We start from the raw sequence: 23,469 nt of genomic DNA on the forward strand, positions 1-23,469 counted from the left end.
AAGAATATTGCTGGCTCGATCACTTTCTCGGTTTCCAATCCAGGGTCAATTCATCCCATAACGCGTTATTCAGTGGGAACCTTTATGAAAAAGTATCTTGCATTCGCCGTTACGCTGCTGGGTATGGGTAAAGTCATCGCCTGTACTACCCTTTTGGTAGGCAATCAGGCTTCGGCTGACGGCTCCTTTATTATCGCGCGCAACGAGGATGGCTCGGCAAATAACGCCAAGCATAAGGTTATTCATCCCGTCGCGTTTCATCAACAAGGCGAGTATAAAGCACATCGGAACAATTTTAGCTGGCCGCTTCCGGAGACAGCGATGCGCTATACGGCGATTCATGACTTTGATACTAACGATAACGCCATGGGTGAAGCCGGTTTCAATTCGGCGGGCGTCGGAATGAGCGCAACGGAAACCATTTATAACGGCAGAGCGGCGCTGGCTGCCGATCCTTACGTGACAAAAACGGGAATCACGGAAGACGCCATTGAGTCCGTGATCCTGCCAGTGGCGCAATCGGCGCGTCAGGGCGCCAAATTACTGGGAGACATTATTGAACAAAAAGGCGCTGGCGAAGGTTTCGGCGTCGCGTTTATTGATAGCAAAGAGATATGGTATCTGGAGACGGGAAGCGGTCATCAATGGCTGGCAGTACGACTTCCGGCAGATAGCTATTTCGTTTCCGCCAATCAGGGACGTTTACGCCATTACGATCCGAATGATAACGCGAATTATATGGCGTCACCAACGTTAGTAAGCTTTGCGAAAAAGCAGGGATTATATGATCCGGCCCGCGGCGAATTCGACTTTCATCAAGCCTATTCGCAGGATAACAAAAACGATACCACCTATAATTATCCGCGCGTCTGGACGCTACAACATCAGTTTAATCCGCATCTGGATACGGCCGTTAGCGAAGGAGAAACATTTCCTGTTTTTTTAACGCCAATAACGAAAATTAGCGTGGCGGCAGTAAAAAACGCGTTACGCAATCACTATCAGGGAACGTCGCACGACCCTTATGCCAGTCATAATCCACAAGAACCATGGCGACCTATATCCGTTTTTCGTACCCAGGAGTCACATATTTTACAGGTCAGACCGAAATTACCGCAGGCTATCGGCAACGTAGAATACATCGCCTATGGAATGCCATCTCTTAGCGTCTATCTCCCCTATTATCAGGGAATGCGTCATTATCAACCCGGAGATGATAAAGGAACCGATCGGGCGAGCAACGACTCTACCTACTGGACATTCCGCACGCTGCAAACGCTGGTTATGCAGGACTACAATGCGTTTGCGCCAGATGTGCAACACGCCTGGAAAACATTTGAACAGCAAACAGCTAAGCAGCAGTATAAGATGGAGCAGAGCTATCTGAGATTATATGCGTCGCATCCGAAAGAAGCGCAACGCTTACTGCAAAATTTTGAAGATAAAACGATGCAAAATGCGCAGACGCTCGCCCGTCGCCTGACCAATAATATTATTACGACAATGACTTACCGCACAGATATGAAATATCACTTTTCAAGTACGCAACCATAAATTTAATGACAATCTATTAGCCACTCATACACAATAAGATAAAGCGGCACCAGAATTAGCCAGATATAAAAGACAATAATTATTATGGATTCATAGAGAGGATAGTTTATGACACTCCAGGCAAATATCAGCAGAGAGACAAAAGCGGCAAAAACCCAGGAGGTATATAAGCACGTTGTTCTTTTCAAAATGGCCGCCTCCTCTCGCATAAAACGATAACTACAACTTATGTCCCGTGTTACATAACTTTTCCCGACAGGCCTCTTTTACCCACGCTGAAAAATTCCGCGTCTTTTCAGATTTCAACGCGAATTCTATCTGTTCAAGCATGGAATAGGAAAAACGAATATTCTTCGTCACGGTCTTACTTGTCCGGGGCTTTGCTGGCATACACACACCTGTATAACATTTGATGTAACGCCGTTACTTTACGCAGGAGTAAATCGGTGAATTTGATCTGAGTCAAGAAGGTGGGTTTTCAATAAAAGTTGTGCCCTAAATTGTGAAGTTTGTAGATTTTATGAACATTTGATGCGCCGTTCCCCCCATGATCGCCACTACGTATGCACGTCAGGACACCTCCCCGCCTGATCAGAAGCGCTTTCTCATTAAAAAGGACATTTTTTTAAAGTTCCTGGCGCATAAAAGTCACATTCTTTTAAAGGGTTGTTAACCCTGTTGAATGTTCCCACTCCCCTATTCAGGAATATTAAAAACGCTATGCAAATACAGAGCTTCTATCACTCAGCTTCACTAAAAACCCAGGAGGCTTTTAAAAGCCTACAAAAAACCTTATACAACGGAATGCAGATTCTCTCAGGCCAGGGCAAAGCGCCGGCTAAAGCGCCCGACGTTCGCCCGGAAATTATTGTCCTGCGAGAACCTGGCGCGACATGGGGGAATTATCTACAGCATCAGAAGACGTCTAACCACTCGCTGCATAACCTCTATAACTTACAGCGCGATCTTCTTACCGTCGCGGCAACCGTTCTGGGTAAACAAGACCCGGTTCTAACGTCAATGGCAAACCAAATGGAGTTAGCCAAAGTTAAAGCGGACCGGCCAGCAACAAAACAAGAAGAAGCCGCGGCAAAAGCATTGAAGAAAAATCTTATCGAACTTATTGCAGCACGCACTCAGCAGCAAAATGGCCTACCTGCAAAAGAAGCTCATCGCTTTGCGGCAGTAGCGTTTAGAGATGCTCAGGTCAAGCAGCTTAATAACCAGCCCTGGCAAACCATAAAAAATACACTCACGCATAACGGGCATCACTATACCAACACGCAGCTCCCTGCCGCAGAGATGAAAATCGGCGCAAAAGATATCTTTCCCAGTGCTTATCAGGGAAAGGGGGTATGCAGTTGGGATACCAGGAATATTCATCACGCCAATAATTTGTGGATGTCCACGGTGAGTGTGCATGAGGACGGTAAAGATAAAACGCTCTTTTGCGGGATACGTCATGGCGTGCTTTCCCCCTATCATGAAAAAGATCCGCTTCTGCGTCAGGTCGGCGCTGAAAACAAAGCCAAAGAAGTATTAACTGCGGCACTTTTTAGTAAACCTGAGTTGCTTAACAGAGCCTTAGAGGGCGAAGCGGTAAGCCTGAAACTGGTATCCGTCGGGTTACTCACCGCGTCGAATATTTTCGGCAAAGAGGGAACGATGGTCGAGGATCAAATGCGCGCATGGCAATCGTTGACCCAGCCGGGAAAAATGATTCATTTAAAAATCCGCAATAAAGATGGCGATCTACAGACGGTAAAAATAAAACCGGACGTCGCCGCATTTAATGTGGGTGTTAATGAGCTGGCGCTCAAGCTCGGCTTTGGCCTTAAGGCATCGGATAGATATAATGCCGAAGCGCTACATCAGTTATTAGGCAATGATTTACGCCCTGAAGCCAGACCTGGTGGCTGGGTTGGCGAATGGCTGGCGCAATACCCGGATAATTATGAGGTCGTCAATACATTAGCGCGCCAGATTAAGGATATCTGGAAAAATAACCTACATCATAAAGATGGCGGTGAACCCTATAAACTCGCACAACGCCTTGCCATGTTAGCCCATGAAATTGACGCGGTGCCCGCCTGGAATTGTAAAAGCGGCAAAGATCGTACAGGGATGATGGATTCAGAAATCAAGCGAGAGCACATTTCTTTACATCAGACCCATATGTTAAGTGCGCCTGGTAGTCTTCCGGATAGCGGTGGACAGAAAATTTTCCAAAAAGTATTACTGAATAGCGGCAACCTGGAGATTCAGAAACAAAATACGGGCGGGGCGGGAAACAAAGTAATGAAAAATTTATCGCCAGAGGTGCTCAATCTTTCCTATCAAAAACGAGTTGGGGATGAAAATATTTGGCAGTCAGTAAAAGGCATTTCTTCATTAATCACATCTTGAGTCTTGAGGTAACTATATGGAAAGTCTATTAAATCGTTTATATGACGCGTTAGGCCTGGATGCGCCAGAAGATGAGCCACTGCTTATCATTGATGATGGGATACAGGTTTATTTTAATGAATCCGATCATACACTGGAAATGTGCTGTCCCTTTATGCCATTGCCTGACGACATCCTGACTTTGCAGCATTTTTTACGTCTGAACTACACCAGCGCCGTCACTATCGGCGCTGACGCAGACAATACTGCTTTAGTGGCGCTTTATCGCTTGCCGCAAACCAGTACCGAAGAAGAGGCGCTCACTGGTTTTGAATTATTCATTTCAAACGTGAAGCAATTGAAAGAGCATTATGCTTAATTTAATACGTCAACATACTTTCTTAATGAGATAAAACGCGATACGTATGCCCTTTACAAGAGACAAAACCAGAATCTTTGGTGGAAATGTAAGGGGCAAACGTTCCTCTTTCTCATTTTGCTCTGTTTGCGGGAGCATTTTTAGTGTGTAAGTATTTCTGCTCGTCAGGTTTTTACGCCATCTACGCACATTTATTCTGCTATAAGTTGAAATACTGCAAAAAAAATATTAAGGCTTATTATTTTTTCTTTAGGTAAATTTTCGCTCAACAAACTTAATTGTTTATTCATTGATGATGAAGCGTAAGCTATGCTGGAAATGAAGGAAGTCAATAGTAAGGATAATCTTATTATTCACGGGTGATATTACTTCTGCTTCACCGTTATGGCAGATATCATCGCCTCTTGTCAGATGCCAGACACCTACTCATACTCAACCAAAGCTCTAAATACAAAAATCACCTTATATCTTTTTTTATTATTCCTTGTATAAATGTGACTTGACTCACACCTATAAGGAATCGACTCACTTCCATAAGAAGGAATCAAAATGCCAATAACTAACGCGTCCCCAGAAAATATATTAAGATATTTGCATGCGGCCGGTACCGGTACGAAAGAAGCAATGAAAAGTGCAACTTCACCACGCGGTATACTGGAATGGTTTGTCAATTTTTTTACCTGTGGTGGAGTAAGAAGAAGCAATGAAAGATGCTTTCAGGAGGTAATTGGAAAACTGACCACATCATTATTATATGTAAATAAAGATGCTTTCTTCGATGGTAATAAAATATTTCTGGAGGATGTCAACGGGTGTACTATATGTCTGTCATGTGGAGCAGCATCCGAAAATACGGATCCCATGGTCATTATTGAAGTGAACAAAAGTGGAAAAACTGTAACGGATAACGTTGATAGTGAGAGATTTTGGAATGTATGTCGAATGTTAAAGCTGATGAGTAAACATAATATACAACAGCCTGATTCACTTATAACCGAAGATGGTTTTCTGAACCTGCGCGGAGTAAACCTGGCTCATAAAGATTTCCAGGGGGAAGATTTGTCAGAAATAGATGCTTCTAATGCAGATTTCCGGGAAACAACTCTTTCTAATGTAAATTTAGTCGGTGCAAATTTGTGTTGTGCAAATCTACACGCTGTAAATCTAATGGGTTCAAACATGACTAAAGCAAACCTGACTCACGTAGACCTGACTTGCGCTAACATGTCCGGTGTAAACTTAACCGCTGCAATTCTATTCGGCTCAGACTTAACTGGCACCAAACTAAATGGTGCAAAATTAGATAAGATAGCTCTAACTTTAGCGAAAGCATTAACAGGAGCCGATCTGACAGGTAGTCAACATACCCCTACTCCACTCCCGGATTACAATGATGAAACTCTCTTCCCCCATCCGATATTTTAGTCGAGATAAAGGGATTTTATAAACAAGAAGTATTCAAACAGAAGCCCCCCTTGTTTTATTAAATAAACCCCGCCCCTAAGTTTCATTATAAATAACATTTTCAGCGTATTTTTACATTGTTGATATGAGAGCGTAGCAGAATAAGCTCTTTGATTAAAAATATCCAGGCTGTGGAGTACCTTATCTCAGGCGCGGGTGGAATAGACCCTGATACAGAAATTGATGACGACATTTATGACGAATGCTACGATGAACTATCCTCCGTACTTCAAAATGCGTACACCCAAAGCGAAACATTCCGCAGACTGATGAATTACGCATATGAAAAAGAACTACATGATGTGGAGCAGCGCTGGCTATCGGGGGCAGGCGAAGCCTTTGAAACTACCGTGGCTCAGGAACACTTCAAACTTTCAGAAGGCAGGAACGTTATTTGTCTCAATCTGGACGATTCTGATGATTCATATACCGAACATTATGAAAGTAACGAAGGACCACAACTTTTTGACATAAAACGTTCATTTATTCATGAAGTTGTACATGCACTGAGCCATCTTCAGGATAAAGAAAAAAATCATCCAGGAGACCCTGTTGTCGAATATACCAACATTATTCTGAAAGAGATGGGGCATCCTTCACCTCCTGGAATGGCCTACATCTTCAATAAATAGACACATCAGGAAACGAAAAGAAACTAAAGACCCGCGTAGTCCGTTTTTTCGGGAAATGTTCTAGCAGTATTTTCTAACTATATTCTAAGCGCCAAAAAACAAAGGGGTTACCTTTCGGTAACCCCTTGTTTAATCTGGCGGAAGCGCAGAGATTCGAACTCTGGAACCCTTTCGGGTCGCCGGTTTTCAAGACCGGTGCCTTCAACCGCTCGGCCACACTTCCGGAATGAGGCGCACTATAAACATCCCGGTGCGTCATGTAAAGACCGAATGTGTTCGTTTGCGTGAAAAACAGGCAAAATTTCGTTAATTGCCTGAAATAGCGGCACATTGACCATTTCTTCAACACAAAAACTGGCTTAATACGTGTTGATCGTCCCCACTGTTTTACCTCTGTGATTATCAATTTTTTATCGGTAGCGCGTAGTTGGCGCTGCCGCCTGTTTTATGGCGTAGCGCCAGGCATGAGCAGACCGTTTTAACGACGGTAATCACCTGAAATCTCTTAAGGAAACTAAACGTAAACGAATGCGTAAAGATGGGTAAAACCACTGGGTGACAGTGACTGTTTTTATTATTCTCCTTTATTAATTACATCTGTCATAAGAGAGTGACTAATGGATCGTATCATTACATCATCGCGTGATCGTAGCTCGCTACTGAGTACGCACAAAGTACTGCGCAACACCTATTTTCTGTTGAGCCTGACGCTGGCTTTCTCCGCAATTACCGCGACAGCCAGTACGGTACTGATGCTGCCCTCCCCCGGCCTGATTCTGACGCTGGTCGGTATGTATGGGCTGATGTTCCTGACCTATAAAACCGCCAATAAGCCGGTCGGTATCCTGTCTGCTTTTGCGTTTACCGGCTTCCTCGGCTATATCCTGGGCCCGATTCTTAACGCCTATCTGTCAGCAGGCATGGGCGATGTCATTGGCCTGGCGCTGGGTGGGACCGCGTTAGTATTTTTCTGCTGCTCCGCTTACGTTCTGACCACCCGTAAGGATATGTCTTTCTTGGGCGGTATGTTAATGGCCGGGATCGTCGTCGTGCTGATTGGTATGGTGGCGAATATTTTCCTGCAACTGCCTGCATTGCACCTGGCGATTAGCGCGGTGTTTATCCTGATTTCCTCGGGCGCTATCCTGTATGAAACCAGTAACATCATTCACGGCGGTGAAACCAACTATATTCGTGCGACCGTCAGTCTGTACGTTTCGCTGTACAACATCTTTGTCAGCCTGCTCAGCATTCTGGGCTTCGCCAGCCGCGACTAATCGACATTCCCCTCTTCCAGCCCTGCTTATGCAGGGCTTTATTTTTTGCTACACTGCCGTCCGTGTTGATTACGCAGTGAAACGTTATGTTGATCTTTGAAGGTAAAGAAATCAGTACTGATAGCGAAGGCTATCTGAAAGAGACGACGCAGTGGAGTGAAGCGCTGGCAGTCGCTATCGCCGCCAATGAAGGCATTGAGCTCTCTGCGGAACACTGGGAAGTCGTGCGCTTCGTGCGCGAATTTTACCTGGAGTTTAATACCTCTCCCGCCATCCGAATGCTGGTAAAAGCGATGGCGAATAAGTTCGGCGAAGAAAAAGGCAACAGCCGCTATCTGTATCGTCTGTTCCCGAAAGGCCCGGCAAAGCAAGCGACCAAAATCGCCGGTCTGCCCAAGCCGGTAAAATGTATTTAATATCGAATACTAAAGCCTGTTAGCGTCTCGCGAGGGCTGTGCGGTTCAGTGAGGATTTTGTCCACACGAGCAGAGCGCGGCCCGCCCTCTTTCAGCCACTTGATGAGTTTTTCCACCTGCGCCGCGTCGCCACAGACCACTACTTCTACGCTTCCGTCATCCATATTCTTCGCATAGCCGGTTAACCCCAGCCGCTGCGCCTCATGCTGCGTGGTATAGCGAAACCCGACTCCCTGAACTCGACCATAAACCCAGGCGATAATGCAGACGTTCGACATGATGGTTCTCCTTTCATAATCAGTGGTGGAGGCTCATACAGGACATACTTAACGTACCTGACTGGGCAGACACCCATAATGTTGGCGGAATCTGGCCGTAAATCTCGACCCCGACAGGTAGCCGCACCGTAGCGCTATTTCGCCGATCGGCAGCGTCGTCGATTGCAGTTGAGAAAGCGCGCAGGACATGCGCACCTCTTCAACAATTTGTCGATAACTCTGCGATTCGCGCTGCAAACGTCGACGCAGCGTCGATGTTCCCATAGCAAGACGGCGGGCTATCTCCTGGGCTGTCCATAGCTTAGCAGGCGAGAGCATAATCAGTTGCCGCACCTGCTCCGTGAGGGTGTAACGCCGTTCAATAAGCAGCGGTCCTGCCGCGCCATCATGCAAAAGCGCTAACAGTAACCCCATCGCCTGATGTTCCTGTAGCCCAACGGGTAAACCCTGGCGCACAGCATCCAACACGTTCTCCCACATAAATGTCAGGCTACGGCTCATCGGCGTACACAGCGATGTCAGGTTTGCCGGTGGATAATCCTGAACGTACATCGTTTTAAAGCGAGCAATAATCTCCGGTGAAAGTAACAACAGGTCGGAGCGAAAACCGTTCTGCGCAGGCTGATTAATAATCTCCAGCGGCGTGTTCGCCGGAATAATAATCAACTCGCCCGGCCCGGCGACAAGGCGGCTATCATCCTGAATGATGACTTTACTGCCCTGCGTAATATGGCAGATAGCGGCGGAAAAAAGCGTAACACGATGCAAACGGTGCAGATGACTGGAACGCACCTCTGCCGTCGTAAGATCCTGATGTCGAATATGCATCTCCTGCACCGTGCCGTCCTCTGTTTTACCTTCCGTATGTGGCCGTGAATTTTGCTTTCGCAATCACATGCGCGTTAAGCATAAACCCTACCAACGCGCCACTCGACTCACTGTCGAGCGGCAGTGTTGCCGTATTCAGCGCCCACACAGTAAACTGGTAGCGATGAGGCTTATCGCCCGGCGGCGGACAGGCGCCGCCAAAGCCAGCATAACCGAAATCATTCCGTCCCTGCACCACTCCAGCGGGTAACGTTTTTTTATCAGCCCCCGTCGGCAGGTCGTGAATCTGCGCAGGAATATTCACCATCGTCCAGTGCCACCAGCCGCTTCCGGTGGGCGCATCAGGATCGAAGACGGTAATAGCGTAGCTTTTGGTTCCGGCAGGCGGATTGCGCCAGCTCAGCTGCGGCGAAATATTTTCTCCGCTACAACCAAATCCTTTAAAGACGTGCTGTTGCGTTAAACGAAAATCCGCCGGAATATCCGCGCTACTGAGGCTAAACGCCGATGCGGCAGATACGCTGCCACTCAATGCCATCATTGCGGCTGCGGTCAAAGAGAAGACTGTTTTCATTGTATTTCCTTCTTCATATAAAGAAATAACACTATAAAAAGCGCCCGCTGAAGAAACTGTGCCTTTACGATTCTATTTTGTGCAGAAACGCTCACCACCATACGCTGATGATTGCCCCTCTTATCTGTGCTACCCTACGCGCCATTTCGTTTTCACGGTCCCTGGCTGGAGCTATCATCCGGCTCGCGTTACTGTTTGTGAGAGGTTACTCCGCATGACTGAATCTACATTTTCGCAATATCCCCGTTTAGTCCTCAGCAAAGGGCGAGAAAAATCTTTACTCCGCCGCCACCCATGGGTCTTTTCCGGCGCCGTATCCCGCCTGGAAGGCAAAGCCAACCTCGGTGAAACTATCGATATCGTCGACCATCAGGGAAAGTGGTTAGCACGCGGCGCCTGGTCGCCAGCATCCCAGATCCGCGCGCGCGTCTGGACATTTGATAAAGCAGAATCCATTGATATTGCGTTTTTCACCCGCCGCCTGCGCCAGGCGCAGCAGTGGCGCGACTGGCTGGCGAAAAAAGACGGCCTGGATAGCTATCGTCTGATCGCCGGTGAGTCCGATGGCCTGCCTGGCGTCACTATCGATCGTTTTGGTCATTTTTTGGTGCTGCAACTGCTCAGCGCCGGGGCCGAATATCAACGCGCCGCATTAATTAGCGCTCTGCAAACATGCTATCCGGATTGCGCTATTTACGATCGCAGCGACGTCGCCGTGCGGAAAAAAGAAGGGATGGCGCTGACGCAAGGCCCGGTCACTGGCGAACTGCCGCCTGCGCTTCTGCCAATTGAAGAACACGGTATGAAATTGCTGGTCGATATCCAGGGCGGCCACAAAACCGGTTATTATCTTGATCAGCGCGACAGTCGTCTGGCGACGCGCCGCTACGTGGAAAATCAGCGGGTACTGAACTGCTTCTCTTATACCGGCGGTTTTGCCGTGTCGGCATTAATGGGCGGTTGTCGCCAGGTTGTCAGCGTGGATACCTCACAGGATGCGCTGGATATCGCCAGGCAAAACGTTGAACTGAACCAACTGGATTTGAGCAAAGCCGAATTCGTGCGCGATGACGTGTTTAAGTTGCTGCGCGCTTACCGTGAACACGGCGAAAAATTCGACGTCATCATCATGGATCCGCCCAAATTCGTCGAAAATAAAAGCCAGTTAATGGGTGCCTGCCGGGGCTATAAAGACATTAACATGCTAGCGATTCAACTGCTCAATCCGGGCGGCATACTGCTGACATTCTCTTGCTCCGGACTGATGACCAGCGATTTATTTCAGAAAATCATTGCCGATGCCGCAATAGATGCCGGTCGTGATGTACAATTTATAGAGCAGTTCCGTCAGGCCGCCGATCACCCGGTGATCGCCACCTACCCGGAAGGGCTGTATCTGAAAGGGTTTGCCTGTCGCGTCATGTAACTTGAAAAGTGGAATAGTATCCTCATATAAAGGGTATCTATTTCCCGGGAGGTGACTATGATAGCCAGCAAATTCGGTATCGGCCAACAGGTCCGCCATTCCCTGTTAGGTTACCTCGGAGTGGTCGTCGATATCGACCCGGAATATTCGCTTGATGAGCCGTCGCCTGATGAACTGGCGGTTAACGACGAACTTCGCGCCGCTCCGTGGTACCACGTGGTAATGGAAGATGATGATGGTCAGCCAGTGCATACTTATCTGGCCGAGGCCCAGTTGCGAAGCGAAATGCGGGACGAGCATCCAGAACAGCCATCGATGGATGAACTGGCGCGTACCATTCGCAAACAGCTTCAGGCGCCGCGACTACGTAACTGATTGTATTTAAAAGGCCGGAGGGCGATATCCGGCCATTTAAACTTTTATTTCGCCAGCCCCAGGCGAGGGATCTCAATCGCCGGGCAGCGATCCATCACCACGGTCATGCCTGCATCCCGCGCCAGTACCGCCGCCTGCTCGTTGATCACGCCAAGCTGTAGCCACAGCGTTTTTGCGCCGATAGCGATAGCTTCCTGCGCAACGCCCCATGCAGCTTCAGAGTTGCGAAAAACATCCACCATATCGACTTTTTCTGGAATGTCCGCCAGCGTGGCATACCCCTGTTGCCCCAGCAATGTCTTACCCGCGACTTTTGGCGCAACCGGAATCACATGGTAACCCTGCTCAAGCAGGTATTTCATTACCCGATAACTTGGACGATCGGGTTTATCGCTCGCACCTACCAGCGCGATAGTGCGAGTGGACGTCAATACATCAGCAATATCGGTCTCTTTCATCATCTTTCTCCTGGCTGTTTTGCAAAGTGTACGACAAACCTGACATAGCAACCATTCATCCCATACCGATGTATGAGAGCAAAACGCCAAAATATGTCTATATGTTAGTAAACATGATCTAAGAAAAATTTCGATACATTATTAGCCAGACGGCCTTTGGACAGGAGAACCTTATGAAAACCGGCGCGCTAACCACCTTCCTTGCTCTCTGTTTGCCGGTGACTGTTTTTGCCACAACGCTCCGTTTGTCGAATGAGGTTGATCTGCTGGTGCTGGACGGTAAAAAGGTGTCCAGCTCTTTATTACGCGGCGCAGAGAGCATCGAACTGGAAAACGGGCCGCATCAACTCGTTTTCCGGGTGGAAAAAACCATCCGCCTGCCCGGTAATGAAGAGCGGCTTTATATTTCTCCGCCGCTGGTGATAAGTTTCGATACCCAGCTGATAAGTCAGGTCAATTTTCAGCTCCCGCGGCTGGAAAACGAGCGCGAAGCCTCGCATTTTAACGCGGCGCCGCGTCTGGCGCTTTTGGACGGCGACGCCATGCCCATTCCGGTAAAACTCGATATTCTGGCCATTACTTCTACGGCTAAAGTGGTCGATTATGAAATAGAGACCGAGCGTTATAATAAATCGGCGAAACGCGCCTCGCTTCCTCAGTTCGCCACGATGATGGCAGACGACAGCACATTACTTTCCGACGTCTCAGAGCTTGATACCGTACCGCCGCAATCACAAACTCTGACAGAACAGCGGCTGAAATATTGGTTCCGACTGGCCGACCCGCAGACACGCCATCATTTTCTGCAATGGGCGGAAAAACAGCCGCCCTCTTGATATGAGTTGTCCCAGCGCGCAATTTTTTTGTCTTTCTCTTGCAGCATCAAGCGCTTCCAGTAATCTGTAGACAGGTTAACTACGGAATCGAATTATGGAACTGACGACTCGCACCTTGCCGACGCGCAAACATATCGCGTTGGTTGCTCACGACCACTGCAAACAGATGTTAATGAACTGGGTGGAACGCCATCAGCCGTTGCTGGAAAAACACGTTCTTTATGCAACCGGCACCACGGGGAATCTGATCCAGCGCGCAACCGGTATGGACGTTAATGCGATGCTGAGCGGCCCGATGGGCGGCGACCAGCAGGTTGGCGCGCTCATTTCAGAAGGGAAAATCGACGTGTTGATTTTCTTCTGGGACCCGCTTAACGCGGTACCGCACGACCCCGATGTCAAAGCGCTACTGCGTCTGGCCACCGTATGGAATATTCCTGTCGCCACTAATGTCTCAACGGCGGACTTTATCATCCAGTCCCCGCATTTTAATGACGCTGTAGATATTCTTATTCCGGATTATGCGCGTTATCTGGCCGAGCGCCTGAAATAACCGCTACGCGGGCGGGATGCTGTACCGCCCGCGCTTTAGGGCTTCCTCGCCACCGGCACATCCAGCTGTTTAAGCGCCTCCACAAAGCGCGAGGGATTATCTTTATTAAAAAGCAGCCAGACCCGCGCACGCGCGCGCGTCAACGCCACATATAACAAACGCCGCTCTTCAGCGTCCGGAAAATCCTCAACCTGAGGAAGAAGCGCACTTTCCATAATGGATTCTCGCGCCGGGGCGGGGAAACCGTCGTTACCCTCCTGCAATCCGACAAGAATCACGTAATCGGCCTGTTGGCCTTTGCTGGCATGGATAGTCATGAAGTCTATCTGTAACTTCGGCCAGCGAGTCGCCGCTTTTTGTAGACTCGCGGGTTTCAGATGATGATAGCGCGCCAGCACCAGGATACGTTCATCTTCCTTCGCATAGCCGGATAATTTATCCAGTAACGCGTCCAACTGGCTTTCATCTAATAACGTCACCGCTTTTTTATCGCCTGGGGTCAGACTATTTAACGGTTTTTTAAGCTGGTGCGGATTCTGCTGTACAAAGCGATTGGCAATATCGCCAATCCGACTGTTAAAACGGTACGTGGTGTCCAGGTGGCAATGCTCGCCCTCGCCGAACATCTGATGAAACGCCGTCGTTAAGGAGAGCTGCGCCCCGCTAAAACGGTAAATCGCCTGCCAGTCATCGCCCACGGCAAACAGCGTAGTCTGGCTATTCTGCTTGCGCAGTGCTTCTAACAGCGCCGCCCGTTGCGGGGAAATATCCTGAAATTCATCGACCAGAATATGCTTCCACGGGCTGATAAAACGCCCTTTTTCGAGGATCACCATTGCCTGATGGATCAGACCGGAGAAATCAACGGCATTTTCCGCTTTCAACGCGCTTTTCCAGGCCTTCAGCAGCGGCGCCATCAGCTTAATGCGTTTGCCAAACAGCTCGCGGCACTCCTCTGGCGCGCCAGCGATCATTTCTGCCTGCGCGCCGCCGTGCATACGCATCAAGCTGACCCAACGATCCAGGCGAGGGGCCAGACGCCGCTGCAATGTCTCATCGTCCCAGAAATTACCTTCCGGCACTACCCACTGCATCTCCTCTTCCAGCCACTGACGCCAGCCTTTGGCCTGCGCTTTTTTCTCGCTACACTGCTGACGCCAGGTGCGCAGAAATAGCTGATGCCGCGCGGTGGCGTCACTTTCCAGCTTACTGACAACCGGCGCTTTTTTACTGCCTTGCTGAATAATATACAGCGCCAGCGAATGGAACGTACGGGCAGTAATCTCTTCCGTATGTAAGCGCTCGCGGATACGCTCATCCATCTCCTCTGCCGCCTTGCGACCAAACGCCAGTAAAAGAATTTGCCCCGCATCTGCTTGTCCGCGCGCCAACAGCCAACCCGCGCGCGCCACCAGCACCGAGGTCTTACCGCTTCCCGCGCCCGCCAGTACCAGTAACGATGATTCGCCGTTAACCACCGCCCTGGCCTGGGAAGGATTAAGCGGAGAAGATTCTATCTGCGTAAAAAAGTCGGCATGCGCTTCCAGCATGGCATCAGCATACGCCTGATTATGCTGCTGCCGACTTCCCTCGCTATCCTGTAACCAGGCCAGACACTTACGCCATATCTCGCGACAGTGAGCAAACTCCTCCAGACGTGAGACCGGCAGCGGCAAGGCGGCAAACGTCTGGCGAATTTCGTGTTCCAGCCCCCGAACGCGTTCACGGGTAAGCCATTGGTTTTCGCCCGTTCGCTCACTAATACGCTCCCATTGCTCCTGCAATGCCTGCGCGGCGACATCACTCATCTCCTGGCTCCAGCGACGCCAGTGCGCGTCCAGATAGCGATGGAATTGCTGGGTTTCCGACCACTCAGTACCATGCAAACGCACGACTTTATCCTCCGGCAGGACAAACTCCAGCTCGCCCCATACCAGCCCACGCTTACAGTGAATCGCCAATAACTGATTGAATGGAATAAGATATTCATGCCTGTCGCCAGACACTTTCACCCCAGCGTTGAGGATCACGGCACGATCATACGGGTGTTGCGCCAGACGTTTTCCAAGAGAAGTAGCTTTCAGTTCCATGACTCAGCGAATCCAGACGTAAAGATGTGCTTATCAGTGTAACCGCCAGAGAAAACGTGCTCCAGTCTAAAAAAACGTTACAATTGCCCGCAGTGATAGAAAACCGGAATGAACTGAGGGTTTATGCGTACCGTTCTGAATATTTTAAACTTTGTACTGGGCGGCTTTGCCACTACGCTGGCCTGGCTGCTGGCGACGCTGGTCAGTATTGTGCTTATTTTCACCCTGCCGTTGACCCGCTCCTGCTGGGAGATAACCAAACTGTCCCTGTTCCCTTACGGTAATGAAGCCATTCACGTTGACGAACTTAATCCGGCGGCGAAAAGCGTATTAATGAATACTGGCGGTACTTTGCTGAATATTTTCTGGTTACTTTTTTTCGGCTGGTGGCTATGCCTGATGCACATTGCCTCCGGTATCGCGCAGTGTGTCACTATCATCGGGATACCTGTCGGTATTGCGAACTTTAAAATTGCCGCGATTGCGCTTTGGCCTGTCGGTCGCCGCGTCGTCTCTGTAGAAACCGCTCGCGCCGCGCGAGAAGCTAACGCGCGCCGCCGTTTTGAATGATCGGGACAAATAGCCTTTATGTTAAGTCCGTTGATTCGCCGTTATACCTGGAACAGTGCCTGGCTGTATTACATCCGCATTTTTATCGCTCTGTGCGGCACCACCGCCCTGCCCTGGTGGCTGGGCGACGTCAAACTTACCATCCCGCTCACGCTCGGTATGGTTGCCGCGGCGCTAACCGATCTCGACGATCGCCTTGCCGGACGCTTGCGTAATTTAATCATTACCTTAATTTGCTTTTTTATCGCGTCGGCTTCTGTGGAGCTGCTCTTTCCCTGGCCGTGGCTATTTGCGTTGGGCTTAACGTTATCCACCAGCGGGTTTATTCTGTTGGGAGGACTGGGGCAACGCTATGCCACCATCGCGTTCGGCGCGTTACTCATTGCCATCTATACGATGCTGGGCGCTTCTTTATACGATCACTGGTATCAGCAACCACTGCTCCTGCTGGCAGGCGCAGTATGGTATAACCTACTGACGCTAACCGGGCATCTGCTATTTCCGATCCGTCCGTTGCAGGATAATCTGGCACGCAGTTACGAACAGTTAGCGCACTATCTGGAACTGAAATCACGTCTGTTTGATCCTGATATTGAAGATGAAAGCCAGGCGCCGCTCTATGATTTAGCGTTAGCGAACGGGCAGTTAATGGCGACGCTGAACCAAACGAAAGTGTCGTTGTTGACTCGCCTGCGCGGCGATCGCGGTCAACGCGGTACGCGCCGCACCCTCCATTACTATTTTGTGGCGCAGGATATTCATGAACGCGCCAGTTCTTCGCATATTCAATACCAGACGCTGCGCGATTATTTTCGCCATAGCGACGTCATGTTCCGCTTTCAACGTCTGATGTCGATGCAGGCGCAGGCCTGTACGCAGCTGGCGCGCTGTATCTTACTGCGTACGCCGTACCAGCATGATCCGCGTTTTGAACGCGCCTTTACCCACATTGACGCCGCGCTTGAACGTATGCGCGCCAGCGGCGCTTCTTTAGAGCTGTTAAATACGCTTGGGTTCTTATTAACCAACCTACGCGCCATTGATGCGCAACTGGCGACGATCGAGTCGGAGCAGGCCCAGGCAATGCCGCGCAATGAGTCAGAAAACCAGTTGGCTGATGATAGCCTGCACGGGTTTAGCGACATCTGGCTGCGTCTGAGCCGTAATTTTACCCCGGAGTCCGCTCTCTTTCGCCATGCGGTACGCATGTCGCTGGTATTGTGCATCGGTTATGCTCTCATCCAAATTACCGGGATGCGCCACGGGTACTGGATATTGCTCACCAGCCTGTTCGTTTGTCAGCCTAACTATAACGCGACCCGCCATCGCCTTGCGCTCAGGATTATCGGTACGTTGGTAGGCGTTGCGATCGGCCTGCCGATTTTATGGTTTGTCCCTTCGCTTGAAGGACAGTTAGTTCTGCTGGTGATTACCGGCGTGCTTTTCTTCGCATTCCGTAATGTGCAGTATGCCCATGCGACGATGTTCATCACCCTGCTGGTATTACTCTGCTTTAACCTCCTGGGCGAAGGCTTCGAGGTAGCGTTACCGCGCGTCGTCGACACGTTAATTGGCTGCGCTATCGCCTGGGCTGCGGTCAGCTTTATTTGGCCGGACTGGCGCTTTCGCAACCTTCCCCGGGTACTCCAGCGCGCCACCGATGCTAATTGCCGCTACCTTGATGCGATCCTTGAGCAATATCACCAGGGACGGGATAACCGCCTGACCTATCGCATTGCCAGACGCGACGCGCACAACCGCGATGCAGAACTGGCATCCGTGGTTTCTAATATGTCGAGCGAACCCGACGTCACGGCCGAAACCCGGGAGGCGGCGTTCAGGCTGCTTTGCCTCAATCACACTTTTACCAGCTATATCTCCGCCCTCGGCGCGCACCGCGAAAAGCTCAGTAATCCGGACGTGTTGGGGCTTCTGGATGACGCGGTCTGCTACGTTGATGATGCGCTTCATCATCAACCTGAAGACGAACAGCGCGTACACCAGGCGCTGGAGGGTTTAAAGCAGCGAGTTCAGTCGCTGGAAACACGTCCGGACAGCAAAGAACCTCTGGTTGTTCAACAAATTGGTTTGCTCATTGCCTTACTGCCCGAGATTGGACGCTTGCAACGGCAAATTTCACCGCCGACTTCTACATTAATTACCCAGCCGTAAGCGAATGAGCCCAGTCGGCAAGCTCCTGGCGACGACTCGCCGGGAGCGCCGCTTCATGTACGCCGACAATTGCGCCTTCCAGGGCATACAAAACTTTCACTGTCAGCAAGGGATTGCTTTGTCGCAACCTTAGCCAGCACATTTTCGCGCCCAGTATGCGTAACATATTTTCGTCCTTTATCCCTGACTCATTGAGCAATGTTTCCAGATGGAAGGTCATATTGGGGAGATCTTTGAGTCTGTGCTGTAAAATACGGCTGTGTTTTTCCTTCATTGCCGCGTCAAGAGAATACTTCGATAAACGTACCAGCTGCTGCTGATCGCGCCACAGGCTTTCATCCACCCGGTAATAGTTGAGCATAACGGGACGTCCACATTTCATAAACATGAGCCAGGCGGGAGGATGCTTCACACAGTAGGGTACGCTTTCTTCACAGGCGCGGAGATAAAGCTCGCCATTAGCCACCATCGCAAAGACGGTATCCTCCACGGTCAGACTATAGCTACCGAATAAAGATCGATACTGGATCGTCCCCAAAGAGGCCAAATATTCTTGCGATTTATAGATCCTGTCATAAGAGAGTGCTCTCATAAAATTCCTTTTAAATCATAAAGTAAAAGAATGATTTGCAGTAACGGATCCGTTAATGACGAAAATAGGCAACTTATACTCCGCGAGCAAGATGATTTTTATTTTTGACGCCACTAAGAATAAAAATTGCGAGACAGTTTCCGAAAATAGAGTTGATCTTTCATCGCCACAGGGGTACTGTATGAATATACAGTAACTCACAGGGCTGGATTGATTATGTACACTTCAGGTTATGCAAATCGTTCTTCGTCATTTCCTACCACTACCCACAACGCTGCGCGCACCGCTACGGAAAATGCCGCGGCAGGACTGGTCAGTGAAGTTGTCTACCACGAAGACCAGCCCATGATGGCGCAGCTCCTGCTTTTGCCTTTACTCCGTCAGTTAGGCCAACAATCACGCTGGCAGCTCTGGCTCACGCCGCAGCAAAAGCTCAGCCGTGAATGGGTACAGTCTTCAGGTTTGCCATTAACGAAAGTGATGCAAATTAGCCAGCTTGCGCCTCGTCATACGCTGGAGTCGATGATCCGCGCTTTGCGTACAGGAAATTACAGCGTGGTAATTGGTTGGTTGACTGAAGAACTGACAGAAGAAGAACATGCCAGCCTGGTTGAAGCAGCGAAGGTAGGTAATGCGGTAGGGTTTATCATGCGCCCTGTACGTGCGCACGCTTTACCCAGGAGACAGCATTCCGGGCTAAAAATTCACTCTAATTTGTATCATTAAGTAAAATTAGGATTTATCCTGGACTTTTTTTTACGCGAACGCATCTCCTTTGAGTGGTAACGTTTTTTTTGCGAGAAAGCTTGCCAGAAGCGGTTTCCGCAATTTTTGCTGTACGATTTATCATCTGAAACTGTTAAATGATGTGTATATCCATCATGTTTTTTTCACATGTCTGACGGAGTTCACACTTGTAAGTTTCCAACTACGTTGTAGACTTTACATCGCCAGGGGTGCTCAGCATAAGCCGTAGATATCGGTAGAGTAACTATTGAGCAGATCCCCCGGTGAAGGATTTAACCGTGTTATCTCGTTGGAGATATTCATGGCGTATTTTGGATGATAACGAGGCGCAAAAAATGAAAAAGACAGCTATCGCGATTGCAGTGGCACTGGCTGGTTTCGCTACCGTAGCGCAGGCCGCTCCGAAAGATAACACCTGGTACGCTGGTGCTAAACTGGGCTGGTCTCAGTACCATGACACCGGCTTCATTAACAATGATGGCCCGACTCATGAAAACCAACTGGGCGCAGGTGCTTTTGGTGGTTACCAGGTTAACCCGTACGTTGGCTTTGAAATGGGCTACGACTGGTTAGGCCGTATGCCGTACAAAGGCGACAACATCAATGGCGCTTATAAAGCTCAGGGCGTTCAGTTGACCGCTAAACTGGGTTATCCAATCACTGACGATCTGGACGTTTATACCCGTCTGGGTGGTATGGTATGGCGTGCAGACACCAAGTCTAACGTCCCTGGCGGCGCGTCTACTAAAGACCACGACACCGGCGTTTCCCCGGTATTCGCGGGCGGTATCGAGTATGCCATCACCCCTGAAATCGCAACCCGTCTGGAATACCAGTGGACTAACAACATCGGTGATGCCAACACCATCGGCACCCGTCCGGACAACGGCCTGCTGAGCGTAGGTGTTTCCTACCGTTTCGGCCAGCAAGAAGCTGCTCCGGTAGTAGCTCCGGCACCGGCTCCGGCTCCGGAAGTACAGACCAAGCACTTCACTCTGAAGTCTGACGTACTGTTCAACTTCAACAAAGCAACTCTGAAACCAGAAGGCCAGCAGGCTCTGGATCAGCTGTACAGCCAGCTGAGCAACCTGGATCCGAAAGACGGTTCCGTCGTCGTTCTGGGCTTCACTGACCGTATCGGTTCTGACGCTTACAACCAGGGTCTGTCCGAGAAACGTGCTCAGTCTGTTGTTGATTACCTGATCTCCAAAGGTATTCCGTCTGACAAAATCTCCGCACGTGGTATGGGCGAATCTAACCCGGTTACCGGCAACACCTGTGACAACGTGAAACCTCGCGCTGCCCTGATCGATTGCCTGGCTCCGGATCGTCGCGTAGAGATCGAAGTTAAAGGCGTTAAAGACGTGGTAACTCAGCCGCAGGCTTAAGTTTCCGTCTGATAAAAAACCCCGCGTCGCGGGGTTTTTTGCTCTGGTCTGGATGACAACGCCTTTCAGCGTTACTTCTTGCCTAATAACGCCTGTAAATCCTGCTTTAACGTGGTCATTTGCGTGGCATATTTCTCTTTATGCTCCGCGTCTTCTATCAGTTGCACTATCGTTTCGGATAATGTTTTACCGCGTCGCTGCGCAAGGCCCGCCAGACGCTGCCAGACCATAAACTCTAAATCGATAGATTTTTTGCGCGTATGCTGATGTTCCGCATTGAAGTGTCGTTTGCGTCTTGCCCGAATGGTTTGTTTCATCCGATTAAGCAAGGCAGGATTCATATGCCTGTCTATCCAGACATTTACCCGCACCGGTTCATTTTCGAGGGCCAACAACAAATTGACGGCTTCCTGGGCAGCACTGGCTTCCACGTAGCGGGTGATCAACTCCCCTTCGCGGTGCTTTTTCACCAGATATTTCCATTTCCAACCGCTTTCAAGATTTTCAAGTTGTTGATATTTCATTGTGATCCCAATGTTACCGTGTAACTGTTATCAGAATATCAGTTTTTTAGCCATCTGAAGAAAAGAATCTCGAACCTGTGAATGGTTACACGTCTTCATATTACTTTGCATTCGCTTTCCGCGTGTGCAGCGTGACGGGTTAGGCTATAATCCCCCCTTTTACAACAGACTAAAAAACCTCAACTTTGACCATTACGAAACTTGCATGGCGTGATCTGGTTCCGGATAGCGAAAGCTATCAGGAGATATTTGCACAGCCACACGCGACTGACGAAAACGACACCTTACTCAGTGATACTCAGCCACGACTGCAATTTGCGCTTGAGCAACTTATTCAGCCGTGGACCTCATCCTCTTTTATGCTGACTAAAGCGCCTGAAGAGCAAGAGTATCTCACTTTACTTTCAGATGCCGTCCGCGCTCTGCAAACCGATGCCGGACAATTAACCGGCGGACATTATGACGTTTCCGGGCATACTGTTCATTACCGCGCCGCGCAGAATGCGCAAGACAACTTTGCCACCGTCACACAAGTCGTCAGCGCGGACTGGGTCGAAGCCGAACAGCTCTTTGGTTGCCTGCGGCAGTATAACGGCGACATTACCCTGCAGCCGGGACTGGTTCATCAGGCAAACGGCGGCGTGCTGATTATTTCCTTACGAACCCTTCTGGCGCAGCCGTTACTGTGGATGCGTCTGAAAGCCATCGTTAGCCGCGAGCGTTTTGACTGGGTGGCGTTTGACGAGTCGCGTCCATTACCGGTCTCCGTGCCATCAATGCCGCTCAAACTGAAGGTGATTCTGGTTGGCGAACGTGAATCACTGGCTGATTTTCAGGAAATGGAACCGGAGCTCGCGGAACAGGCTATCTACAGTGAATTTGAAGACAATTTACAGATAGCGGACGCAGAAGCTATGACCCTGTGGTGTCAATGGGTGACGCGTATCGCTTTACGCGATAATTTGCCCCCTCCGGCACCGGACGCCTGGCCCGTCCTGATACGCGAGGCTGTGCGCTATACCGGCGAACAGGATACGCTGCCTCTTTGCCCACTGTGGATAGCCCGCCAGTTTAAGGAGGCGTCGCCTTTATGCGAAGGCGATACCTGTAGCGCAGAAGCGCTCAGTCTGATGCTTGCCCGACGCGAATGGCGAGAAGGCTTTCTGGCGGAACGGATGCAGGATGAGATTCTGCAAGAGCAGATCCTGATTGAAACCGAAGGCGAACGCGTTGGACAAATCAATGCGCTTTCCGTCATTGAGTTTCCCGGGCATCCGCGCGCCTTTGGCGAACCGTCGCGAATTAGCTGTGTTGTGCATATCGGCGATGGCGAATTTAACGATATTGAGCGCAAGGCCGAACTTGGCGGAAATATCCACGCTAAGGGAATGATGATTATGCAGGCCTTCCTGATGTCGGAGTTGCAGCTGGAGCAACAAATTCCCTTCTCTGCCTCGTTAACCTTTGAGCAATCCTACAGCGAAGTGGATGGCGATAGCGCCTCAATGGCGGAATTATGTGCGCTTATCAGCGCGCTGGCCAATGTGCCAGTGAATCAAAACATTGCGATTACCGGCTCGGTCGATCAGTTTGGTCGCGCGCAACCGGTGGGCGGGCTAAACGAAAAAATTGAAGGTTTCTTCGCCATCTGCGAGCAGCGGGAATTAAACGGTAAACAGGGCGTGATTATCCCTGCCGCCAATGTCCGCCATCTCAGTCTTAAATCTGAACTGCTGCAAGCGGTTAAAGAAGAGAAGTTCACTATCTGGGCGGTAGACGACGTGACCGACGCCTTACCGCTACTGTTAAATCTGGTGTGGGATGGCGAAGGTCAAACGACGTTGATGCAGACTATCCAGGAGCGTATCGCGCAGGCGACGCAACAGGAAGGCCGTCATCGTTTCCCGTGGCCATTACGTTGGCTGAACGCTTTTATTCCGAACTGATCGGA

General features: G+C 49.8%; 24 protein-coding genes, 1 tRNA gene and 2 pseudogenes. 17 read left to right on the forward strand and 10 right to left on the reverse strand.

All coding sequences use genetic code 11. From position 1 onward, the window contains the following. Nucleotides 1-84 precede the first annotated feature (84 nt). Nucleotides 85-1,554: a C69 family dipeptidase gene (locus NA389_RS11475; protein WP_000760232.1), complete on the forward strand. Its 1,470-nt coding sequence runs from the start codon at nucleotides 85-87 to the stop codon at nucleotides 1,552-1,554. Nucleotides 1,555-1,662: 108 nt separating this feature from the next. Continuing rightward, entirely contained in the window at nucleotides 1,663-1,773 is a 111-nt protein-coding gene (locus tag NA389_RS11480) for a hypothetical protein (RefSeq protein WP_000174815.1), read from the forward strand. Here the strand turns inward: NA389_RS11480 and NA389_RS11485 are convergent, their stop codons facing one another. After that, on the reverse strand, nucleotides 1,774-1,944 hold the full coding sequence (locus NA389_RS11485; protein ID WP_001111006.1) for a YlcI/YnfO family protein: 171 nt from the start codon (nucleotides 1,942-1,944) through the stop codon (nucleotides 1,774-1,776). It abuts the gene before it with no gap. A gap of 330 nt (nucleotides 1,945-2,274) precedes the next feature. Here NA389_RS11485 and sopB point away from each other — a divergent pair, with 330 nt between their 5' ends. Together sopB and sigE are read left to right on the forward strand one after the other, a co-directional pair. Beyond that, nucleotides 2,275-3,960: an SPI-1 type III secretion system effector inositol phosphate phosphatase SopB gene (sopB, locus tag NA389_RS11490; protein WP_001166958.1), complete on the forward strand. Its 1,686-nt coding sequence runs from the start codon at nucleotides 2,275-2,277 to the stop codon at nucleotides 3,958-3,960. 16 nt (nucleotides 3,961-3,976) lie between these two features. Next, entirely contained in the window at nucleotides 3,977-4,318 is a 342-nt protein-coding gene (sigE, locus tag NA389_RS11495; RefSeq protein ID WP_000444724.1) for a type III secretion system chaperone SigE, read from the forward strand. A gap of 9 nt (nucleotides 4,319-4,327) precedes the next feature. Here the strand turns inward: sigE and NA389_RS11500 are convergent. Next, a pseudogene (locus tag NA389_RS11500) lies at nucleotides 4,328-4,650 on the reverse strand (hypothetical protein). A gap of 217 nt (nucleotides 4,651-4,867) precedes the next feature. On the opposite strand from NA389_RS11500, the gene pipB reads away from it, so the two are divergent. Continuing rightward, the gene (pipB, locus tag NA389_RS11505; RefSeq protein ID WP_079917085.1) at nucleotides 4,868-5,743 is read left to right on the forward strand and encodes an SPI-2 type III secretion system effector PipB; all 876 of its coding nucleotides are present in this window, start codon (nucleotides 4,868-4,870) and stop codon (nucleotides 5,741-5,743) included. 170 nt (nucleotides 5,744-5,913) lie between these two features. Next, nucleotides 5,914-6,414: pseudogene (locus tag NA389_RS11510) on the forward strand (PipA/GogA/GtgA family type III secretion system effector); the annotation flags it as partial. A 135-nt stretch (nucleotides 6,415-6,549) separates the two neighbouring features. Here NA389_RS11510 and NA389_RS11515 read toward each other — a convergent pair. Beyond that, nucleotides 6,550-6,637: transfer RNA gene (locus NA389_RS11515), tRNA-Ser, on the reverse strand. Nucleotides 6,638-7,031: 394 nt separating this feature from the next. Between NA389_RS11515 and yccA the strand changes: the two genes are divergently transcribed. Continuing rightward, complete coding sequence (gene yccA / locus NA389_RS11520) at nucleotides 7,032-7,691, forward strand: FtsH protease modulator YccA (protein ID WP_000374046.1); 660 nt, start codon at nucleotides 7,032-7,034, stop codon at nucleotides 7,689-7,691. Nucleotides 7,692-7,777: 86 nt separating this feature from the next. Next, a complete protein-coding gene (gene tusE, locus NA389_RS11525) occupies nucleotides 7,778-8,107 on the forward strand; it encodes a sulfurtransferase TusE (protein WP_000904446.1) in 330 nt (109 codons plus the stop codon). On the opposite strand, the gene yccX is transcribed toward tusE, so the two are convergent. The 3 genes from yccX to NA389_RS11540 are packed head-to-tail and all read right to left on the reverse strand — an operon-like array spanning nucleotide 8,104 to nucleotide 9,787. Continuing rightward, the gene (gene yccX, locus NA389_RS11530) at nucleotides 8,104-8,385 is read right to left on the reverse strand and encodes an acylphosphatase (RefSeq protein WP_000072886.1); all 282 of its coding nucleotides are present in this window, start codon (nucleotides 8,383-8,385) and stop codon (nucleotides 8,104-8,106) included. The two genes, tusE and yccX, sit on opposite strands and share 4 nt — an antisense overlap. Before the next feature lie 48 nt (nucleotides 8,386-8,433). Beyond that, nucleotides 8,434-9,213 carry a helix-turn-helix transcriptional regulator gene (locus NA389_RS11535; RefSeq protein ID WP_000548082.1) on the reverse strand — a complete coding sequence of 260 codons (780 nt, stop codon included), beginning with the start codon at nucleotides 9,211-9,213 and terminating at the stop codon, nucleotides 8,434-8,436. Nucleotides 9,214-9,238: 25 nt separating this feature from the next. Beyond that, nucleotides 9,239-9,787, reverse strand: a complete 549-nt coding sequence (locus NA389_RS11540; protein WP_000859426.1) for a YbhB/YbcL family Raf kinase inhibitor-like protein — start codon at nucleotides 9,785-9,787, stop codon at nucleotides 9,239-9,241. 214 nt (nucleotides 9,788-10,001) lie between these two features. Between NA389_RS11540 and rlmI the strand changes: the two genes are divergently transcribed. Beyond that, a complete protein-coding gene (gene rlmI, locus NA389_RS11545; protein ID WP_000140488.1) occupies nucleotides 10,002-11,213 on the forward strand; it encodes a 23S rRNA (cytosine(1962)-C(5))-methyltransferase RlmI in 1,212 nt (403 codons plus the stop codon). Between the two features lie 57 nt (nucleotides 11,214-11,270). Further along, nucleotides 11,271-11,588 (forward strand): heat shock protein HspQ, encoded by a 318-nt coding sequence (hspQ, locus tag NA389_RS11550; RefSeq protein ID WP_000561983.1) that lies wholly within the window; start codon nucleotides 11,271-11,273, stop codon nucleotides 11,586-11,588. 44 nt (nucleotides 11,589-11,632) lie between these two features. Here the strand turns inward: hspQ and NA389_RS11555 are convergent, their stop codons facing one another. Beyond that, nucleotides 11,633-12,046, reverse strand: coding sequence for a CoA-binding protein (locus NA389_RS11555; RefSeq protein ID WP_001537782.1), 414 nt, complete (start codon nucleotides 12,044-12,046; stop codon nucleotides 11,633-11,635). A 173-nt stretch (nucleotides 12,047-12,219) separates the two neighbouring features. On the opposite strand from NA389_RS11555, the gene NA389_RS11560 reads away from it, so the two are divergent. Both NA389_RS11560 and mgsA read left to right on the forward strand, forming a co-directional pair. Continuing rightward, nucleotides 12,220-12,882: a DUF2057 family protein gene (locus NA389_RS11560; RefSeq protein ID WP_000847732.1), complete on the forward strand. Its 663-nt coding sequence runs from the start codon at nucleotides 12,220-12,222 to the stop codon at nucleotides 12,880-12,882. A 94-nt stretch (nucleotides 12,883-12,976) separates the two neighbouring features. Next, entirely contained in the window at nucleotides 12,977-13,435 is a 459-nt protein-coding gene (mgsA, locus tag NA389_RS11565; RefSeq protein WP_000424187.1) for a methylglyoxal synthase, read from the forward strand. A gap of 35 nt (nucleotides 13,436-13,470) precedes the next feature. On the opposite strand, the gene helD is transcribed toward mgsA, so the two are convergent. Beyond that, a complete protein-coding gene (gene helD, locus NA389_RS11570) occupies nucleotides 13,471-15,525 on the reverse strand; it encodes a DNA helicase IV (RefSeq protein WP_000420528.1) in 2,055 nt (684 codons plus the stop codon). Between the two features lie 123 nt (nucleotides 15,526-15,648). Between helD and NA389_RS11575 the strand changes: the two genes are divergently transcribed. Together NA389_RS11575 and yccS are read left to right on the forward strand one after the other, a co-directional pair. Further along, on the forward strand, nucleotides 15,649-16,095 hold the full coding sequence (locus NA389_RS11575; RefSeq protein WP_001261222.1) for a YccF domain-containing protein: 447 nt from the start codon (nucleotides 15,649-15,651) through the stop codon (nucleotides 16,093-16,095). A gap of 18 nt (nucleotides 16,096-16,113) precedes the next feature. Beyond that, the gene (gene yccS / locus NA389_RS11580) at nucleotides 16,114-18,267 is read left to right on the forward strand and encodes a YccS family putative transporter (protein ID WP_000950858.1); all 2,154 of its coding nucleotides are present in this window, start codon (nucleotides 16,114-16,116) and stop codon (nucleotides 18,265-18,267) included. Here yccS and NA389_RS11585 read toward each other — a convergent pair. After that, nucleotides 18,254-18,859 carry a TfoX/Sxy family DNA transformation protein gene (locus NA389_RS11585; protein WP_001202375.1) on the reverse strand — a complete coding sequence of 202 codons (606 nt, stop codon included), beginning with the start codon at nucleotides 18,857-18,859 and terminating at the stop codon, nucleotides 18,254-18,256. The genes yccS and NA389_RS11585 overlap by 14 nt on opposite strands. Nucleotides 18,860-19,075: 216 nt before the next feature. Here NA389_RS11585 and sulA point away from each other — a divergent pair, with 216 nt between their 5' ends. Next, complete coding sequence (sulA, locus tag NA389_RS11590; RefSeq protein ID WP_000288730.1) at nucleotides 19,076-19,585, forward strand: SOS-induced cell division inhibitor SulA; 510 nt, start codon at nucleotides 19,076-19,078, stop codon at nucleotides 19,583-19,585. Nucleotides 19,586-19,941: 356 nt separating this feature from the next. Continuing rightward, a complete protein-coding gene (gene ompA, locus NA389_RS11595; RefSeq protein WP_001562588.1) occupies nucleotides 19,942-20,994 on the forward strand; it encodes a porin OmpA in 1,053 nt (350 codons plus the stop codon). A gap of 71 nt (nucleotides 20,995-21,065) precedes the next feature. Here ompA and matP read toward each other — a convergent pair whose 3' ends face one another. Continuing rightward, the gene (matP, locus tag NA389_RS11600; RefSeq protein ID WP_000877172.1) at nucleotides 21,066-21,518 is read right to left on the reverse strand and encodes a macrodomain Ter protein MatP; all 453 of its coding nucleotides are present in this window, start codon (nucleotides 21,516-21,518) and stop codon (nucleotides 21,066-21,068) included. A gap of 185 nt (nucleotides 21,519-21,703) precedes the next feature. Between matP and NA389_RS11605 the strand changes: the two genes are divergently transcribed. After that, on the forward strand, nucleotides 21,704-23,464 hold the full coding sequence (locus NA389_RS11605; protein WP_000156463.1) for an AAA family ATPase: 1,761 nt from the start codon (nucleotides 21,704-21,706) through the stop codon (nucleotides 23,462-23,464). Nucleotides 23,465-23,469 lie beyond the last annotated feature (5 nt).

The organism is Salmonella sp. NW645 (assembly GCF_051703725.1).
Taxonomy (GTDB): Bacteria; Pseudomonadota; Gammaproteobacteria; order Enterobacterales; family Enterobacteriaceae; genus Salmonella; species Salmonella enterica.

Coding starts and splice junctions, on each gene's coding strand:
- pipB (WP_079917085.1), top strand. CDS start 4,868: ATGCCAATAACTAACGCGTCCCCAGAAAATATATTAAGATATTTGCAT.
- hspQ (WP_000561983.1), top strand. CDS start 11,271: ATGATAGCCAGCAAATTCGGTATCGGCCAACAGGTCCGCCATTCCCTG.
- NA389_RS11540 (WP_000859426.1), bottom strand. CDS start 9,787: ATGAAAACAGTCTTCTCTTTGACCGCAGCCGCAATGATGGCATTGAGT.
- NA389_RS11480 (WP_000174815.1), top strand. CDS start 1,663: ATGACACTCCAGGCAAATATCAGCAGAGAGACAAAAGCGGCAAAAACC.
- sigE (WP_000444724.1), top strand. CDS start 3,977: ATGGAAAGTCTATTAAATCGTTTATATGACGCGTTAGGCCTGGATGCG.
- NA389_RS11485 (WP_001111006.1), bottom strand. CDS start 1,944: ATGCCAGCAAAGCCCCGGACAAGTAAGACCGTGACGAAGAATATTCGT.
- yccX (WP_000072886.1), bottom strand. CDS start 8,385: ATGTCGAACGTCTGCATTATCGCCTGGGTTTATGGTCGAGTTCAGGGA.
- helD (WP_000420528.1), bottom strand. CDS start 15,525: ATGGAACTGAAAGCTACTTCTCTTGGAAAACGTCTGGCGCAACACCCG.
- sulA (WP_000288730.1), top strand. CDS start 19,076: ATGTACACTTCAGGTTATGCAAATCGTTCTTCGTCATTTCCTACCACT.
- tusE (WP_000904446.1), top strand. CDS start 7,778: ATGTTGATCTTTGAAGGTAAAGAAATCAGTACTGATAGCGAAGGCTAT.
- sopB (WP_001166958.1), top strand. CDS start 2,275: ATGCAAATACAGAGCTTCTATCACTCAGCTTCACTAAAAACCCAGGAG.
- NA389_RS11575 (WP_001261222.1), top strand. CDS start 15,649: ATGCGTACCGTTCTGAATATTTTAAACTTTGTACTGGGCGGCTTTGCC.
- yccA (WP_000374046.1), top strand. CDS start 7,032: ATGGATCGTATCATTACATCATCGCGTGATCGTAGCTCGCTACTGAGT.
- NA389_RS11560 (WP_000847732.1), top strand. CDS start 12,220: ATGAAAACCGGCGCGCTAACCACCTTCCTTGCTCTCTGTTTGCCGGTG.
- NA389_RS11585 (WP_001202375.1), bottom strand. CDS start 18,859: ATGAGAGCACTCTCTTATGACAGGATCTATAAATCGCAAGAATATTTG.
- matP (WP_000877172.1), bottom strand. CDS start 21,518: ATGAAATATCAACAACTTGAAAATCTTGAAAGCGGTTGGAAATGGAAA.
- NA389_RS11555 (WP_001537782.1), bottom strand. CDS start 12,046: ATGAAAGAGACCGATATTGCTGATGTATTGACGTCCACTCGCACTATC.
- rlmI (WP_000140488.1), top strand. CDS start 10,002: ATGACTGAATCTACATTTTCGCAATATCCCCGTTTAGTCCTCAGCAAA.
- NA389_RS11475 (WP_000760232.1), top strand. CDS start 85: ATGAAAAAGTATCTTGCATTCGCCGTTACGCTGCTGGGTATGGGTAAA.
- NA389_RS11535 (WP_000548082.1), bottom strand. CDS start 9,213: ATGCATATTCGACATCAGGATCTTACGACGGCAGAGGTGCGTTCCAGT.
- yccS (WP_000950858.1), top strand. CDS start 16,114: ATGTTAAGTCCGTTGATTCGCCGTTATACCTGGAACAGTGCCTGGCTG.
- ompA (WP_001562588.1), top strand. CDS start 19,942: ATGAAAAAGACAGCTATCGCGATTGCAGTGGCACTGGCTGGTTTCGCT.
- mgsA (WP_000424187.1), top strand. CDS start 12,977: ATGGAACTGACGACTCGCACCTTGCCGACGCGCAAACATATCGCGTTG.